A 17995-nucleotide genomic window follows, 5' to 3' on the forward strand; every position below is an offset into this window, starting at 1 on the left:
TTCCTTCGTCCGAAGCTTTTTTATGTGTTTTATGAAAAGAAATTGAAGATTGTTCTATTTGAATAAATTAAGTTTAAGAAAGACTTATGTTATAATACGTGTAGCAAAAACGCACAACTAGATGTGGTATGGAGGAATAGTATGGCAGCGTATACGCCAATGATACAGCAATATTTGAGAATTAAGGCAGAGTATCAAGATGCCTTTTTGTTTTTTAGATTAGGTGATTTTTATGAAATGTTCTTTGAAGATGCTACGACAGCTTCTCAAGAACTTGAAATAACATTAACAAGCCGAGACGGAGGAGGACAAGAGAGAATTCCGATGTGCGGGGTTCCGTATCACTCTGCTCCTACGTATATCGAGCGTTTAATTGAAAAGGGATTTAAAGTAGCTATTTGTGAGCAAGTAGAAGACCCTAAGCATGCAAAAGGTGTTGTAAAGCGAGAAGTGGTACAGGTGATTTCACCCGGAACACTGATGAACGAACGCGGACTGCATGACAAGGAAAATAACTATATTTGTTCTGTTACTGCGTTCGAGGATCAAACGTTTGGTCTTGCTCTTTCTGATTTGTCTACAGGAGAAAACAGCGTAACGCTTGTTAGTTCGTTTCACGATATAGTCTCAGAGATTTATGCAAAAGAAGCAAAAGAAGTCGTTGTAAGCTCTGAATTTCCTGCTGACTTATTACAAACACTAAAAGAGCGCATGACGATTACCATTTCTTATGAGAATAGTACAGAGCAAGTAGAAGGACTAGATTATTTAGTAGAGTCGCTTCAGCAGCAAAAGCTTATCACAACGTTTGCGCGTATTCTTCAGTATTTAACTCGCACGCAGAAGCGTTCGCTTGAACACTTACAGCCCGTGCAGTTTTATCAAATCAATGAATATATGAAAATTGATTTGTTCTCTAAGCGAAACTTGGAGTTAACCGAAACGATTCGTTCAAAAGGAAAGAAAGGCTCGCTTCTATGGTTATTAGACCAGACCGTTACGGCAATGGGCGGCCGTTTATTAAAAAATTGGATTGACCGTCCGCTTTTAAAACAAGCGGATATTGATAATCGTTTGAATATGGTAGATGTCTTAATGAAACAGTTTTTTGAACGAGAAGAACTGCGTGAGTTGCTAAAAGACGTATATGATTTAGAACGCTTAGCTGGTCGAGTCGCTTTTGGTAATGTAAATGCTCGTGATTTAATTCAATTAAAAAAATCATTGCAAAATGTGCCTCATATCCAAGAGGTTGTGAATCGTTTGAATCATCCTTATGCGACAAAGCTTGTTGAAGACATTGATCCTTGTGAGCGATTAGCTAATCTTCTTGAAAGAGGATTAAAAGAGCACCCTCCTTTGTCAATTAAAGAAGGAGACATTATTAATGACGGCTATCATGAACAGCTTGATCAATACCGAGATGCAAGCCGAAACGGAAAAACGTGGATTGCGTCACTTGAACAGCAAGAGCGTGAGAAAACAGGGATTCGCTCACTGAAAATTGGTTATAATCGCGTGTTCGGCTATTATATAGAAGTAACGCGGGCAAATCTGCATCTTTTGCCTGAAGGAATGTATGAACGAAAACAGACGTTAACCAATGCAGAACGTTTTATTACTCCTGAGCTGAAAGAAAAAGAAGCGCTGATTTTAGAAGCGGAAGAGAAAATTGTAGAGCTGGAATATGAATTGTTTTTACAAATTCGTGAGGAAGTAAAAGCATATATCCCAAGGCTGCAAGAACTCGCTAAAAAAGTAAGTGAGCTTGACGTACTGCAGTGCTTTGCAAAAATCAGTGAAGAACGTCATTACACAAAGCCTATTTTTTCAAGTGAAGATATTTCGATTCAAAATGGACGCCATCCAGTAGTAGAAAAAGTAATGAATTCACAGGAATATGTGCCAAACGACTGTCAAATGACGGATGATAGTTCAATTTTACTGATTACAGGACCTAATATGTCTGGTAAAAGTACGTACATGCGTCAGGTCGCTTTAACGGCGATACTAGCTCAAATTGGCTGTTTTGTGCCAGCGGACGAAGCGGTTCTGCCGATTTTTGATCAAGTGTTTACACGTATCGGAGCAGCCGATGACTTAATTTCAGGGCAAAGTACGTTTATGGTCGAGATGCTAGAAACGAAAAATGCAGTGACAAATGCCACTCAGTCGAGTCTAATTCTGTTAGATGAAATTGGACGAGGTACGTCTACGTATGACGGAATGGCTCTTGCTCAAGCAATTATTGAATACGTTCATGAACATATTGGCTGTAAGACCCTATTTTCTACTCATTATCATGAATTAACCGTACTCGATGAGTCGCTTCCTGCGCTTAAAAATGTTCATGTAAGCGCGGTTGAAAAAAATGGAAAAGTCGTCTTTCTACACAAAATCAAAGATGGTGCCGCAGATAAAAGTTATGGTATTCACGTAGCGGAACTAGCAGAACTTCCAGATCCGCTTATAGAGCGAGCTCGCGTCATCTTACACGACTTAGAACAATCTTCTGAGCGTGAACCTGTACGTCAGGCTCCAAAAAGAGAAGAGATGACACAGCAAGTTCCACAAGAAGGTGCTTCTTTGGTTCAAGAAGAACGTGCAGATGGTAAAAAAGCAGATGAAGCCAATCAGCTTTCGTTCTTTGAAATAGAAAAGAAAAAAGAAAAGCCTGCGCTTTCGAAACGTGAAAAAGCAATTGTAGATCGTTTAAAAGAGCTGGATATTTTGGAAATGACGCCTTTAGACGCAATGAATGCGATGTATGAACTGCAAAAATCATTAAAGAAGAAATAGAGTGAGAGGAGTGAGTCTGTGGGTAAAATTGTGCAGCTTTCAGACGAACTTTCAAATAAAATTGCTGCCGGAGAGGTTGTTGAACGACCTGCTTCGGTGGTGAAAGAACTAGTCGAAAATGCTATTGATGCAAACAGTACAGTTATTGAAATTGAGCTAGAAGAAGCTGGGCTTTCAAAAATTCGTATATTGGATAATGGAGACGGCATTGCTTCTGAAGACTGCTTGACCGCTTTTAAAAGACATGCGACAAGTAAGATCAAAACAGAACAAGATTTATTTCGAATTCGAACGTTAGGATTTCGCGGTGAAGCTTTGCCAAGTATTGCTTCGGTTTCAATGCTTGAACTCAAAACGAGTACGGGAGAAGAAGCCGGCACTCATCTTAAACTTAGAGGCGGAGAAATCGTTCATCACGAATTAACGTCAAGCCGAAAAGGTACCGAACTTGTTATTGAAAACTTATTTTTCAATACACCTGCACGTTTAAAATATATGAAGACGGTAAACACGGAGCTTGGTAACGTAACGGATGTCGTCAATCGTCTTGCAATGTCTCATCCTGAAGTTTCAATTAGGCTGATGCATCAAGGAAGACAGCTTCTGTATACGAACGGAAGCGGAGATGTGCGCCAAGTGCTTGCCGCTATTTATGGAATGGCAGTAGCCAAAAAAATGATTCCGATTAACGTTCAGTCACTTGATTATGAAGTGAATGGTTACGTCGCTCTTCCTGAAATCACAAGAGCTTCTCGCAACTATATGTCCACCATTATTAACGGTCGGTTTGTTAAAAACTACGGGTTGTTAAAAGCGGTACAGCAGGGCTATCATACCCTTTTACCTATCGGTCGTTTTCCGATTGTGTTTTTAACCATTACAATGGACCCTTTATTAGTGGACGTGAATGTTCATCCAGCAAAATTAGAAGTACGGTTGAGTAAAGAAGCGGAGCTGTTTGAGCTTATTGAACAAGGAGTGAAAGCTGCTTTTAAAAAGCAGCAGTTAATTCCAGATGCTGTAGTGCCAACTAAGTCAAAAGCAGCTGTGCAGCCAACTGAGCAGCAGACCTTTACATTTGATCATCAGTCTAAACCGTCTGGCTATCAGCCGTCTAATACGGTTCGTGAGCCTAGCTTTAAGGAGGCCCCCCCTCGTGTAGACGAGATCATGCCGCCTGTTAAAACAGAGGTCATACGTCAAGATGAAGAACTCCAACCAACGTTTCGAGAAATAGAACAATATGAAGAATCGGTGGAAGAGAACGCTCCTATTCCAGAACCAAACCATTTAGCCAAAGAGCAGCCAGAACCGCGTGTTCCTGCGATGTACCCAATTGGCCAAATGCACGGAACGTATATTTTGGCACAGAATGAAAAAGGATTATTTATTATTGATCAGCACGCGGCGCAGGAGAGAATTAAGTACGAATATTTTAAGCGAAAGCTTGGAGAAGTAGATTCAGAAGTTCAAGAACTGCTTATGCCGCTTACGCTAGAGTTCTCGGGAAATGAAGCCTTGATTTTAGAAGAGTACAAAGACATGCTTGCTGAAGTAGGAGTCTTTTTAGAACCGTTTGGACAAAACTCCTATATAGTTCGTTCGCATCCGCAGTGGTTTCCAAAAGGAGAGGAACAGGAAACCATTGAAGAAATGATTCAGCAAATCTTTACGATGAAACGAGTCAATATCGAAAAGTTACGAGAAGAAGCGGCTATTATGATGAGCTGTAAAGGATCGATTAAAGCGAATCATCATTTGCGAAACGATGAGATTTTTGCTTTACTTGAGACGTTGAGAAAAACAACAGATCCATTTACGTGTCCGCACGGACGACCAATTATTATTCATCATTCGACGTATGAAATGGAAAAAATGTTTAAGCGAGTGATGTAGGCAATGCGGCTAGCTGCAGCTAGCCGTTTTGTTGAATAAATCATGGCCATTTGGATAAAATGGAATGATGTGAATGCCTATAGATGAAAGTAGTGTTGTTATGACGGGAGAGAAACCAAAACTTATTGTCATTATTGGACCAACTGCGGTTGGTAAAACAAAATTGAGCATTGAACTTGCCAAACAGTTAGACGGAGAAATTATTTCAGGTGATTCCATGCAAATTTATAAAGGGATGGATATCGGAACAGCAAAGGTATCAGAAGAAGAGATGCAGGGTATTCCCCATTACCTGATCGATATTAAGGAGCCGGATGAATCGTTTTCTGTGGCAGAATTTCAAGAGATTGTAAGAAAACAAATCGATGATATTCACGCTAGAGGAAAAATGCCGATGATTGTTGGAGGGACGGGTCTTTATATTCAATCCGTTATTTATGATTATCAGTTCACAGAAACTCCTAGTGATGAAAAAGTTCGTGAACGAATGGAAGTATTTATTAAAGCTCATGGCATTGATCCCCTGTATGAAAAGCTAAAAGAAATTGACCCGGACAGTGCAGCTGCTATCCATAAAAACAACCATCGCCGTGTAATCAGAGCGCTTGAAGTTTATGAAGTAACCGGCAAAAAATTCAGTGACTATACAAAAGAACAGTCGCAAGAGTTATTATATGACGTAAGCATTATTGGACTTACAATGGATAGAGACGTATTATATGAGAGAATTAATCACCGAGTCGATATGATGATGCAGGCTGGACTGCTTGATGAAGTCAAATCATTGTACGAAAGTGGTCTGCATGATGTACAATCGATTCAAGCTATCGGCTATAAAGAGCTGTATGCTTATTTTGAAGGACGCTGCACGCTCGAAGAAGCCGTTGAACAGTTGAAACAAAATTCACGCAGATATGCCAAGCGTCAGTTAACGTGGTTTCGAAATAAAATGCCTGTAAAATGGATAGAGATGGAAGTTGACAAATTTCCCGAAAAGTTTGCTGAAATTTTTACATATATTGCAGGAAAGCTGAAGAAAGAAGCGAATTAAGTAAACAGATAGAGAAACGAGGAGGCCGAATAATGAAACAATCAGTTAATATTCAAGACCAATTTTTAAATCAATTACGTAAAGAAAATATCTATGTGACGGTATTTCTTTTAAATGGTTTTCAATTAAGAGGACTAATTAAAGGATTTGATAACTTTACTGTGTTAATTGAATCTGAAGGAAAACAGCAGCTGATTTATAAACATGCGATTTCGACATTTGTACCAAATAAAAATATTACAGTAGAACTTGAATAGAGATTAAAGAGAAGCATCCGCATATTCGGATGCTTTTTTTATGCAAATAAAGGCTTAAAAAAGTTTCTTAACATTGTTTTTACTCATCGAACATAAACCTTATAATAGACGATTATTTCTTCGGTAATAAGAGATCATTGTCTTCGTATCGTTCATCGCATGCAGCTATGCGATACAGAGAAGTGGGATGAAACGAGAGGTGAACATGGTGGAGCAGCCGATAACTCTTAAAAATAATGGGCAAATTAATATCATTTTAAATAATGAAACAAAAAAGGAAAAATCGTATACGACATCAATTCCGCGTCCTGCCAAAAAAGCTGTCATAAATCATGAGCCGCTTCGGGAAATTGAACGAGAAATGAGCGGACTGGTTGGAATGGAAGAATTGAAAAAAATGATAAAAGAAATATATGCGTGGTTATATATTAACAAAAAAAGAGAGGAACAGGGCTTAAAAGCGGGAAAGCAGGCGCTGCATATGATGTTTAAAGGAAATCCAGGAACAGGGAAAACGACGGTAGCCCGCCTGCTAGGTAAATTATTTTTGAATATGAACATCTTGTCTAAAGGACATTTAATTGAAGCAGAGCGGGCTGATTTAGTTGGAGAATACATTGGCCATACCGCTCAGAAAACGAGAGATCTTGTAAAAAAAGCGCTTGGAGGTATTTTATTTATTGATGAGGCTTATTCTCTTGCAAGAGGGGGAGAAAAAGATTTTGGAAAAGAAGCGATTGATACATTGGTCAAACATATGGAAGATTCAAATGATAAGTTTGTATTGATTTTAGCTGGTTATCCAAGAGAAATGGAAAATTTTCTAAGTCTTAATCCAGGGCTGCGCTCTAGGTTTCCGTTTATTTTTGATTTTCCGGATTATGATGTAAATGAACTGATGGACATTGCCGGTCACATGATGAATGAAAGGCAGTATCAGTTTAGTACAGAGGCCTATAAAAAGCTAAAAGATCATTTCATGGACGTGAAGTACAATCAGACGCCTAGGGATTTTAGTAACGGTCGATATGTGCGAAACATTATCGAACGTTCCATACGTACTCAATCCATGAGGCTTTTAGAAGAAGAAAGCTTTGAGCGCAACGAACTTCTAACTTTAACGTCAAGCGATATTCAGCTGTAGAAAAAAAGCCTTTCGTCACGAAAGGCTTTTTTTCTACATATTTGGTTGTCGAATCGTTTTGATCGGCAGGCGCCATTTGTAAATATATGAACACATCCGAAGACCTACAAGTAAGATAAATAACGTATAAAGTTCTATAGGCGTATTTGTAATATGCAGCCCTACGCTAAATCCTGCGATAATCGCCCATACCGCATAAATTTCATCTTTAAGAACAGTAGGCTTTCGGCGTGCTAATAAATCTCGGATAATCCCGCCGCCGCTTCCTGTTAAGACCGCAGCTACAATAACCGCGCTAAGCGGATGGTTCATATGAGTGGCATAAAGCGCTCCTTGAATCGCGAATGCTGCAAGGCCGATGGCGTCCGAAAAGTTTCCCCATCGCTTCCAATGTTTTAAGATATTGTTTGGAAATAAAAAAGTGGCAGTGATAGATAATAAAGCAATCTGAAAAAAGAGTCCTTGTTCCCAAAGGGCAGACACGGGTACACCGATAAGCAGGTTTCGAATGGCTCCTCCGCCAAAAGCCGTTACGATTCCCAATATGTAAACGCCTAAAATATCATATTCCTCTTCCATGGCAATGAAAGCTCCGCTGATTGCAAAAGCAATCGTTCCAATAATGCTAAGTACGTCCCAAGTCATGATGCTATCCCCTTTATTCTGTTTTCACCAAGTAGCGACTATTATTTTAAAATCAGGCAGCCTGATTCAAATTTCGATAAGTAAACCAACTCAAATTGTATACAGAATTTCGTGATATTTCAATGTTTTTTTAATCATCATTTTATAGATTTTAAAAAGGGTGTTAAACTAGTAAAAGACAATGTATTCTGTCTCTTTTGCAAAGATGGAGAAATGGGCATTTTTTTGATATGATATGAATGATTTGTCAATTTAATAGTAAGGGAAGGAAAAATCTTTGACAGCAGAAATGAATACTGAACTTGAACGCGTAATTTTAGTCGGATGTCAGCTTCATGACGATGACGAACGTTTTGAATATTCAATGGATGAGCTAGCATCTTTAACTGAGACTGCAAAAGGCGAAGTGCTGGTAAGGTTAACGCAAAAGCGCGATCGCATTCATCCAGCTACTTATATTGGAAAAGGGAAAGTAGAAGAACTTGTGGCTCTTGAAGAAGAGTTAGAGCCTGATTTAATTGTATTTAATGATGAATTGTCACCGAGTCAAATCCGCAATTTGTCAGCAGGGTTATCTGCGCGTGTTATTGACCGTACGCAGCTGATTTTGGATATCTTCGCACAGCGTGCTCAAACGCGAGAAGGAAAAATGCAGGTGGAACTTGCTCAATTAAATTATCTGCTACCTAGGTTAGTAGGACAAGGTACCGCTTTGTCACGTCTTGGAGGCGGAATTGGAACAAGAGGTCCTGGTGAAACGAAACTTGAAAGTGACCGCAGACATATTCGCCGTAAAATTGATGAAATTAAGCGTCAGCTAAAGACAGTGGTAAGTCACCGCGAACGTTATCGAGAAAGACGTAAGCGTAATCATGTCTATCAAATTGCAATTGTGGGCTATACGAACGCTGGTAAATCGACGATCTTTAACCGCTTAACAGAGGCGGGTATTTTTGAAGAAAATCAGCTGTTTGCAACTCTTGATCCAACGACAAGACAGTATACGCTTCCGTCAGGACTAACGGCTCTGTTAACGGATACGGTTGGATTTATTCAAGATCTTCCAACAACGTTAGTAGCCGCGTTCCGTTCAACACTTGAAGAAGTAACCGAAGCTGACCTTGTTCTGCACGTGGTAGATTCATCTAATCCAGATTACAACAACCACGAAAAAACAGTGCATCGCTTACTAGAAGAGCTGAACGTAACGGACATTCCGATGCTGACAGTTTACAATAAAGAAGATATGCAGCATGAACTATTTGTCCCATCCGCTTCGACATCTTTATCAATGAGCGCTTTTAAAGCTGCTGATTTAGTGAAGCTTGGGGAAAGAATTCAAGAAGAAATGAAAAAAGAAATGGCATTTTTTCATGTGCTGCTGCCGGCTTATGAAGGGAAAATGCTCGCTGAACTCAAAACGGTCTCTATTCTTGAGTCGTTAAAATTCAATGAAGAAACTGAGAAGTATCAGTGCAAAGGGTATATCGCAAAAGAGCATCCCCTTTACAAAAAGCTACAAACGCTTGAAGAAAGTTGAGGAACAAAGAAATGATGTTTGATCAGTTAAAAAACGGGGCACGCATTCGGGAACTTGCTGCAAAAGTAGAAAAACAAATTAAGCCCGTACATGAGAAAATTGACGAGCGCATTGAAGCAAATCAATTTCGGGTGCTGCAAAGCTTTCAGCAAAATCGAGTGAGTGATTCACATTTTAATCCGACAACGGGGTATGGATATGACGATCTAGGCCGCGATACGTTGGAGAAAGTATACGCGGATGTTTTTGGAACAGAAGCTTGCCTGGTGCGTCCGCAAATTATTTCAGGTACGCACGCAATTGGCATTTCGCTGTTTGGTGTACTGCGTCCTGGAGATGAACTATTATATATAACTGGAAAGCCTTATGACACTCTTGAAGAAATTGTTGGTATACGAGGAAGCGGCGTAGGCTCTTTAAAAGAATATAATATTAGCTATAAATCAGTAGATTTAACAGCGCAAGGTCAAGTGGATTTTGAAGAAGTGAAAGCGTCTATTCATGAGCACACAAAGATGATAGGCATTCAGCGCTCAAAAGGTTACGGCATTCGTCCTTCTTTTACAGTCGCGCAAATAAAAGAAATGATTTCTTTTGTAAAGAGTATTAAGCCTGACGTTATAGTATTTGTCGATAACTGCTACGGTGAATTTGTAGAAACAATCGAGCCAACGCATGTAGGAGCAGATTTGATGGCAGGGTCGCTTATTAAGAACCCCGGTGGAGGCCTTGCTAAAATCGGCGGTTATATTGCAGGACGAAAAGACCTAGTCGAAGCTTGTTCATACCGAATGACAACTCCTGGAATCGGTGCAGAAGCTGGAGCTACGCTGTATAGCTTACAAGAAATGTATCAAGGGTTCTTCTTGGCGCCGCACGTAGTCGGTCAAGCATTAAAAGGAGCGGTTTTCTCATCCGCTATTTTCGAAGAGCTAGGGATGCAAAGTGAGCCGAAGTGGAACAGTGAACGAACGGATTTAATTCAATCCGTGCAGTTCGATGACCGTGATAAAATGGTTTCTTTTTGTCAGGCTATTCAATTCGCCTCGCCAATTAATTCACACGTAACGGCCTATCCTGCTTATATGCCAGGGTACGAAGATGATGTGATTATGGCAGCTGGAACGTTTATACAAGGAGCAAGCCTCGAGCTGACGGCAGATGGACCTATCAGGCCTCCTTATGTCGCTTACGTGCAGGGCGGGTTAACGTATGCTCACGTAAAAGTAGCAATATGTATGGCAGTAGATCAAATGCTGACGAAAGAACTTTTATAAAATATAAGATAGAAAGACTATTTTCTCCCCGCTAAGAAAGAAAAGATAGGCTTATAAAAATAAACGAAATGCTATTTATTTGTATAGAAGAAATGTTCAGAAAAATTTATGTTAGAATTACTAACATTCGGTTGACAGGTGAACTAACATAGCATACAATGTAAATAGTTAATCCAAAGGAGGAACTGAAATGAGTGACAACATTCGAAGAAATACGCCACTTTTCCCAATTGGAATTGTGATGCAGTTAACTGAGTTGTCGGCTCGCCAAATTCGCTACTATGAAGAACATGAATTAGTTGCACCAGTAAGAACAGAGGGAAATCGACGATTATTCTCATTTAACGATGTTGATAAGCTGCTTGAAATCCGTGATCTTATTGAACAAGGTGTAAACTTAGCAGGTGTAAAACAGCTGTTTCATCTTCAAAAGGAGCAAAAAGGGCATAAGCAAGAAGAAAAAGTTGTGGCAGCAACAGCAAAGCCAGAATTAACGGACGATGAATTGCGAAAAATGCTTCGTGCAGAACTTATGCAAGCAGGCCGTTTTAATCGAGCAACTTTAAATCAAGGAGATATGTCCAGGTTCTTTCATTAATAAAGTTATCAATATTTATGCCGTTCGTATATGAGGGGTATAGATTATAAATATTATATAGAGATTTAGGGGAGGATCACACGATGGCAAAGTACACAAAAGAAGATATTTTCCGCAAAGTTCAAGAAGAGAATGTAAAGTATATTCGTCTTCAGTTCACTGACATTTTAGGAACAATTAAAAACGTTGAAATTCCAGTAAGTCAATTAGAAAAAGCGTTAGACAACAAAATGATGTTTGACGGTTCTTCTATTGAAGGGTTTGTACGTATTGAAGAATCAGATATGTACCTATTCCCGGACATTGATACATTTGTTATTTTCCCTTGGACATCTGAAAAAGGTAAAGTAGCACGTTTTATTTGTGACATCTACAATGCAGATAGAACTCCGTTTGATGGCGATCCACGTAATAACTTAAAACGTGTGTTAAAAGAGATGGAAGAGTTAGGATTTACTGATTTTAACCTTGGACCTGAGCCAGAGTTCTTCTTATTCAAATTAGACGAAAAAGGCGAACCTACATTAGAATTAAATGATAAAGGTGGCTACTTCGACTTAGCGCCAACTGACCTTGGTGAAAACTGCCGTCGTGACATCGTATTAGAGCTTGAAGAAATGGGCTTTGAAATTGAAGCATCTCACCATGAGGTAGCTCCTGGACAACACGAGATTGACTTCAAATATGCTGCTGCATTAAAAGCTTGTGATGATATCCAAACGTTCAAACTTGTTGTAAAAACAATTGCACGTAAACATGGCTTACATGCTACATTTATGCCAAAACCATTATTTGGTGTGAATGGTTCAGGTATGCACTGTAACGTTTCATTATTTAAAGATGGTCAAAACGCATTTTATGATGAAAACGGTAATCTAGAGCTAAGTGATACTGCTCGTCAATTTATCGCAGGTATCATCAAGCACGCACACAGCTTTACAGCAGTAACAAATCCTACTGTAAACTCTTATAAGCGTCTAGTGCCTGGATATGAGGCTCCTTGTTATGTTGCATGGTCTGCTCGTAACCGTAGCCCATTAATCCGTATCCCAGCTTCTCGCGGCGTAGGAACTCGTGTTGAGGTACGTAGCGTAGACCCAGCTGCTAATCCATATTTAGCAATGGCTGTTCTATTAAAAGCTGGTTTAGATGGAATCAAGAACAACCTTGAAGCTCCAAAACCTATCGATCGTAATATCTATGTAATGACAAAAGAAGAGCGTGTTGAAGAAGGTATCGTAGATTTACCTGCAACATTAGCTCAAGCTTTAGATAGCTTCCAATCAAACGAAGTTATGGTTTCTGCATTAGGTGAACACTTAGCAGAGCACTTCGTTGAAGCGAAAGAAATCGAATGGGATATGTTCCGTACACAAGTTCATCCTTGGGAACGTGACCAATACATGAGCCAATATTAATTCTTAAAAGTCCGAGAGATCGTTTATACGTTCTCTCGGACTTTTTTGTTTTCAAAATGAATAACATTGCGCATATTAAATATTGAACTAAACTGTTCATAAAATAAGTATAGCTGCCTGTCGTACAATTTACGGGAGGCTTTTTATTGTTTTGTTAGATACAGGAAAGAATTTAGTTATATGAATTAAAAAGGATAAGCTTTTTGTCTCATTGAATCTATATGTAAAAGTAGTGTATAACAGATAGAGAGATTGTTTATGTATTCACTCTGCACTTCAGTATAACTTCAGAGAATTTTCAGCCAGTCGTAGTATCATTAGAAAATACTGTTGGAGAGGAATGGAATGAAAATGCAAGAAGGGAATTTTTTCAAAGGTTTAGTAATAGGCATATTAATAAGCATTCCAATTTGGATTATTCTCATTGTTATAGGCGTTCTGCTTTTTAAATAGGTCTTAACGTTATAAATAATAGACCCTCTTGATCTATACTTTAATCAACCAGAATAGAATCTGGACCAAAAATATGTTAGGGGGGAGAGAAGATCCGCACGATGAATTGTGCGGATTTTTTTATTGGTAGGGTGAACGTAGATTTCATCTATTTAGTTGCTTCTAGCAGTTGATTGGAGGGAAAGGCGAAGACTCCTGCGGGAAAAGCGGAATAGGTGAGACCCCGCAGGAGCGCACGCGACGAAGAGGCTCACCAGCCGCCCGCGAAAAGCGAAGCCTTGCACGGAAATCAACAGCGATGTAACAAGCCATCCATACTAGCGCATTTATCCCATTTGTTCGTTTTTAGGTTGAAGTGATGTCGTTATGTCTCAATCTCCTTTTTTAGTAATTTTTCACTAAGTAGGCTAGTATACGTAGCACTTTTTTCCCCCATGCATATGTTAAAAATAAGGAGGGACAAGTAATATGAAAAAAATCTATCTTGATGCAGGACATGGTGGGGCAGATGCAGGAGCGGTTGGAGCAAACGGACTGTATGAAAAAAACTTAGTTTTAAAAATCCAACAATATTTAATAAGCTATTTAAATAGCACGTACAGTGATTTTACAATTAAAACCACTCGTACCACAGATGTTTTTTTATCGTTATCTCAGCGCGCTTCTCAAGCTAATTCGTGGGGCGCAGATGCATTTATGTCTATTCACGTAAATGCCGGTGGAGGAACAGGGTACGAAGATTATGTTTATAGAAGCGCTAGCAATGCCAGTAAAACGTTTCAATCGATTGTCCACGGCCAAGTACAGCCAGCGCTGCTGTCGTATAATCATCCGAATCGCGGTCGAAAATCAGCCAATTACGCGGTGCTTCGCTTAACAAATATGCCTGCAGTACTAACTGAAATAGCTTTTATTGATAACAGTACAGATGCAGCACTTCTTCAAAATGAAGCTTTTTTAAAAAGCATGGGTGAATCGTATGCAAAAGGAATTGCCGTATATTTAAATTTACCTCGTCGTGCAGTTCCAAACCCAAATCCAACACCAACTCCGAATCCATCGCCTTCTGAACCGGGTACAAAAACGTATACGATCAAGCAAGGAGATACGCTTTACAGTATTGCACAGAAGTACAAAATAACAGTACAGGCGCTTCAAGAAGCGAATACAGGGCTTTCTGATCCGTTAACACTGCAGGTTGGAAAAACAATCGTTATTCCTTCAGGAACTTCACCAACACCATCTCCAACACCACCTTCTGAACAATATCCACTTCCTAATGGAATTTTAAAACAAGGCGATTCTGGAGAAGCTGTGAAACAGCTTCAAAGAGCATTAAACGCGGTTAATTTTAAAGTAGGGTCAGTAGACGGAATATATGGAGTTCAAACGAAAGATGCAGTCAGACGTTTTCAACTTGTGTATCTTCCTTATGATGTAGATGGCATTTATGGTCCTCAAACGAAAAACAAGCTAGCAGCCGTTTTAAAAGCAAAAAGTTAAAGCAAAAAGGTCTTCTGTAAGCGGGCAGAAGGCCTTTTGTTTTTCTGTTAAAAGCGCCTTAAGCACTATTTTATGGTTTACGTAAAATAATGCTTTACAAACCATTTGTACGGGAGTATATTATCTAAGAACAAAGGATAGCTATGAAAGAAACATGTTATCGATCATACTCTTTAACCGAAAATTATATTGACCTGTTATCGCTTAATTCGTCAGAAGTGGGGGACCCAAATTTGTGCATTGTCACTTGGGGTGAATCCTTTTAAAAGGTAGGGCTACTCTCATAGCCCGAATCCGACAGCTAACCCCATAAGCGTTTTGGAGAGGAGGTTTAAGCTGTGTAAAAACGCTGAGAACCCTTAGTGTTTTTTTTGTGCGCTTTTTTAACATAAAAAGGTATTTTTAAGGAATAATATCACTTATTCATGAACTTGTAACGGAGCTTAGCAACGGACGGTCGATAGTAGCTAAGCAATCATCGGAGGGAAATTACGTGAACTATTCAGTTCTCAAAAGATTATTGATTGGAAAGCCGCTTAAAACAAAAGAGTTAGGCGATCAAAAGCTTAGTAAGCTTAAAGCACTGGCTATTTTATCGTCAGATGCTTTATCTTCAGTAGCTTATGGAACAGAACAAATTTTGATTGTACTTGCAACAGTAGGCGTCCTTGCTTATTGGTATTCAATTCCAATTGCGATTGGGGTATTGGTGCTGCTGACGGCTTTAATTCTTTCATACCGTCAAATTATTTATGCGTATCCGCAAGGCGGAGGAGCTTATATTGTTTCCAAAACCAATTTAGGAGAAAATCCTGGGCTTATCGCTGGAGGATCACTGTTGGTGGATTATATTTTAACAGTTGCTGTGAGTGTTTCAGCAGGAACCGATGCTTTAACTTCGGCTTTTCCAACGCTGCATCATTACAATGTAGTAATTGCGTGTATGCTGGTGATTTTTATTACAGTCTTAAATTTACGCGGGGTAACAGAATCCGCTTCTGTATTAGCTTATCCGGTTTATTTATTTGTTATTGCTCTTATTTTGTTAATAGCGGTAGGCTTTTTTAAAATAGCGACAGGTCAAGTTTCACCTGATCTTCATCCATCTCTCGGTACAGTAGTGCCAGGTATTAGTTTATTTTTATTATTAAAAGCTTTTTCATCAGGCTGTTCGGCATTGACAGGTGTAGAAGCTATTTCAAATGCAGTGCCTAACTTTAAAGAGCCAGGTGCAAAAAATGCGGTTCATACATTAATGCTGATGGGCGGTATTTTAGCCGTTTTATTTTCTGGCATCACGTTTTTAGCTTATTGGCTTGGCATTTCTCCAAAAGCAGATGAAACGGTTGTATCACAAATTGCATCGAGTGTGTTTGGACGAAATGGATTTTATTATTTTATTCAAGGTACAACAGCTCTAATTCTAGTGCTAGCGGCGAATACGGGCTTTTCAGCGTTCCCTTTGCTGGCTGTGAACTTATCGTCTGATAAATACATGCCAAGAATGTTTCAAATTCGTGGCGATCGACTAGGCTATTCAAATGGAATTGTGACCCTTGGAATTGCTTCTATTGTCTTAATCGTAGCTTTTAAAGGAGCGACTGAACAATTAATTCCTCTTTATGCAGTCGGGGTGTTTATTCCATTTACGCTTTCTCAAACAGGAATGATTGTCAAATGGCTTAGAGAAAAGCCGGCCGGCTGGCAAGGGAAGCTAACCATTAACTTAATTGGTGCCCTCATTACTTTAACGGTGCTAATCATTTTGTTTACAACGAAGTTTTCACAAGTATGGTCCGTGCTCATTTTCTTGCCGGTTATTGTCTATATTTTTCATCGCATTCATACGCATTATGAAGCGGTAGGAGAACAGCTTCGCATTAAGCAAGGAGAAAAGATTGGAAAGCTTGAAGGAAGTGTGGTCATTGTTCCTGTAGCAGGAATGACAAAGGTAGTAGAAAATTCATTAAATTATGCAAGAACGATTGGTGATACCGTTATTGCAGTGCATGTGGCCTTTGATCGAGAAAGCGAAAAGAGAATGGAAGAGAAGTGGGAGAAGTGGCAGCCCGATATTCGTATTGTTACGTTTCATTCTCAATACCGCAGCTTAGTGCGGCCGCTGTTTCGATTCATCGATATGGCTGAGGAAAAAGCGCGGGAAAACAATATGGCTATTACGGTCGTTATTCCGCAATTCATTACGAAAAAAAGCTGGCAAAATATCCTTCATAATCAGTCCAGCCTACTGTTAAAAGCACATTTGCTTTACCGTAAAAACGTAATCGTTACAACTGTACCGTATCGTTTTAAAAAATAATGAAACATGACTAAAAACCTCCAACTTAGATGTTGGAGGTTTTTAATTTTTAAATTCACATACACTAACCGTAATCGAATCTCATCAAAGGCGCAAACGGAGGGATTGTATGAGTGAATTAATTAAATTGTTGCGAAAGGGAAATAAATCGGCCATCATGGCCGCTATAGTGAATACCATTATTTCCATTATTAAAGGGGTTGCATTCGCTTTAACAGGGAATGTAGCAATGTTTGCTGAAACGATGCACAGCTTAGGAGATGCAGCTAATCAGTTTTTTGTCTTTATAGGTTCGGCATTAAGTAAAAAAGCCCCGACCAAACGATTTCCAAATGGTTTCGGCCGATTGGTTAATCTTGTTCTATTAGGAGCGGTTCTTGTAGTAGGGATTATGGCGTTTGAAACGATTAAAGAAGGATATCACCATATTCTTCATCCAACGAAGTCTTCAGGCTTTATTTTAAATATTGCAGTACTTGGCATCTCGGTATTGCTTGAGATGTTTGTCTTATTTAAGGCAATGAAAGAAATTTTGCACGATGTCGGAATGAATACCGCAGAGGTCAATGTTTTTACGCACAGCTTTGTTCATTTAAAGAAAGCAAAGCCAGCAACCAAGCTGGTCTTTATGGAAGATCTGGTAGCTACTGGAGGAGGCGTATTGGCGTTAATAGCCGTTTTCATTTCACGGTTTACACCTTTTCACCAAGCTGAAGGAATTGCTTCTATTTTAATTGGGCTTATGATGTTTTTTGTAGTAGGACGAGTATTTTTAGATAATGCTGCTGGAGCCCTTGGTGAAGCAGATAAAGAAATGGAAATAAAAATTGGCGCGATTGTCATGCAAGATGTACAAGTGCGTGATATTCAAACGTTAATGGTGATGAAAGAAGGGGAAGAGCTTCACGTTGAATTAAAAGTAGAAATTGATCCTTCTTTAACAGTGGCAGAAGCTGATGATATTAAAGATCGTCTGGAAAATCGTATTTTACAGGAAAAAGGAGTAACGGATGTCATTATTGAATTTGATGAAGATAATGGAATTCCGGACTGGGCGCCAAGTGATTTACAGCTTCAAAAAGAATAAAAACAAG

14 protein-coding genes and 1 riboswitch are annotated in these 17995 nt (G+C 39.3%); of the genes, 13 read left to right on the top strand and 1 reads right to left on the bottom strand.

What is annotated here, in order from left to right:
* The first annotated feature begins 141 nt into the window (after positions 1–141).
* From mutS to spoVK, 5 genes are all read left to right on the top strand, one after another.
* On the top strand, positions 142–2799 hold the full coding sequence (gene mutS, locus ACFX4E_RS03980) for a DNA mismatch repair protein MutS (RefSeq protein WP_377258797.1): 2658 nt from the start codon (positions 142–144) through the stop codon (positions 2797–2799).
* A gap of 18 nt (positions 2800–2817) precedes the next feature.
* Positions 2818–4695, top strand: coding sequence for a DNA mismatch repair endonuclease MutL (gene mutL, locus ACFX4E_RS03985; protein WP_098331919.1), 1878 nt, complete (start codon positions 2818–2820; stop codon positions 4693–4695).
* Between the two features lie 100 nt (positions 4696–4795).
* Complete coding sequence (gene miaA, locus ACFX4E_RS03990) at positions 4796–5746, top strand: tRNA (adenosine(37)-N6)-dimethylallyltransferase MiaA (RefSeq protein ID WP_050689712.1); 951 nt, start codon at positions 4796–4798, stop codon at positions 5744–5746.
* Between the two features lie 32 nt (positions 5747–5778).
* Positions 5779–6003, top strand: a complete 225-nt coding sequence (gene hfq / locus ACFX4E_RS03995; RefSeq protein WP_013058791.1) for an RNA chaperone Hfq — start codon at positions 5779–5781, stop codon at positions 6001–6003.
* 187 nt (positions 6004–6190) lie between these two features.
* Positions 6191–7147 carry a stage V sporulation protein K gene (gene spoVK, locus ACFX4E_RS04000; RefSeq protein WP_377258799.1) on the top strand — a complete coding sequence of 319 codons (957 nt, stop codon included), beginning with the start codon at positions 6191–6193 and terminating at the stop codon, positions 7145–7147.
* A 33-nt stretch (positions 7148–7180) separates the two neighbouring features.
* Here spoVK and ACFX4E_RS04005 read toward each other — a convergent pair whose 3' ends face one another.
* A complete protein-coding gene (locus ACFX4E_RS04005; protein ID WP_013084735.1) occupies positions 7181–7792 on the bottom strand; it encodes a trimeric intracellular cation channel family protein in 612 nt (203 codons plus the stop codon).
* 277 nt (positions 7793–8069) lie between these two features.
* Between ACFX4E_RS04005 and hflX the strand changes: the two genes are divergently transcribed.
* The 8 genes from hflX to ACFX4E_RS04045 all read left to right on the top strand — a co-directional run bounded on the left by hflX (position 8070) and on the right by ACFX4E_RS04045 (position 17988).
* Entirely contained in the window at positions 8070–9332 is a 1263-nt protein-coding gene (gene hflX / locus ACFX4E_RS04010; RefSeq protein WP_081085247.1) for a GTPase HflX, read from the top strand.
* A 14-nt stretch (positions 9333–9346) separates the two neighbouring features.
* Positions 9347–10609 carry a methionine gamma-lyase family protein gene (locus ACFX4E_RS04015; protein WP_377258930.1) on the top strand — a complete coding sequence of 421 codons (1263 nt, stop codon included), beginning with the start codon at positions 9347–9349 and terminating at the stop codon, positions 10607–10609.
* A gap of 190 nt (positions 10610–10799) precedes the next feature.
* Entirely contained in the window at positions 10800–11207 is a 408-nt protein-coding gene (locus ACFX4E_RS04020) for a MerR family transcriptional regulator (RefSeq protein WP_013058786.1), read from the top strand.
* 83 nt (positions 11208–11290) lie between these two features.
* Positions 11291–12625, top strand: coding sequence for a type I glutamate--ammonia ligase (gene glnA / locus ACFX4E_RS04025; protein WP_013084732.1), 1335 nt, complete (start codon positions 11291–11293; stop codon positions 12623–12625).
* A 622-nt stretch (positions 12626–13247) separates the two neighbouring features.
* The gene (locus tag ACFX4E_RS04030; protein ID WP_377258801.1) at positions 13248–13382 is read left to right on the top strand and encodes a hypothetical protein; all 135 of its coding nucleotides are present in this window, start codon (positions 13248–13250) and stop codon (positions 13380–13382) included.
* A gap of 164 nt (positions 13383–13546) precedes the next feature.
* The gene (locus tag ACFX4E_RS04035; RefSeq protein ID WP_098249181.1) at positions 13547–14581 is read left to right on the top strand and encodes an N-acetylmuramoyl-L-alanine amidase; all 1035 of its coding nucleotides are present in this window, start codon (positions 13547–13549) and stop codon (positions 14579–14581) included.
* Positions 14582–14772: 191 nt separating this feature from the next.
* Positions 14773–14912, top strand: a riboswitch (cyclic di-AMP (ydaO/yuaA leader).
* Between the two features lie 162 nt (positions 14913–15074).
* Positions 15075–16901: an APC family permease gene (locus tag ACFX4E_RS04040; protein WP_377258804.1), complete on the top strand. Its 1827-nt coding sequence runs from the start codon at positions 15075–15077 to the stop codon at positions 16899–16901.
* A 109-nt stretch (positions 16902–17010) separates the two neighbouring features.
* The gene (locus ACFX4E_RS04045; RefSeq protein ID WP_098249179.1) at positions 17011–17988 is read left to right on the top strand and encodes a cation diffusion facilitator family transporter; all 978 of its coding nucleotides are present in this window, start codon (positions 17011–17013) and stop codon (positions 17986–17988) included.
* Positions 17989–17995 lie beyond the last annotated feature (7 nt).

It is taken from the genome of Priestia sp. YIM B13491 (assembly GCF_042787605.1).
GTDB classification, from domain to species: Bacteria; Bacillota; Bacilli; order Bacillales; family Bacillaceae_H; genus Priestia; species Priestia megaterium_E.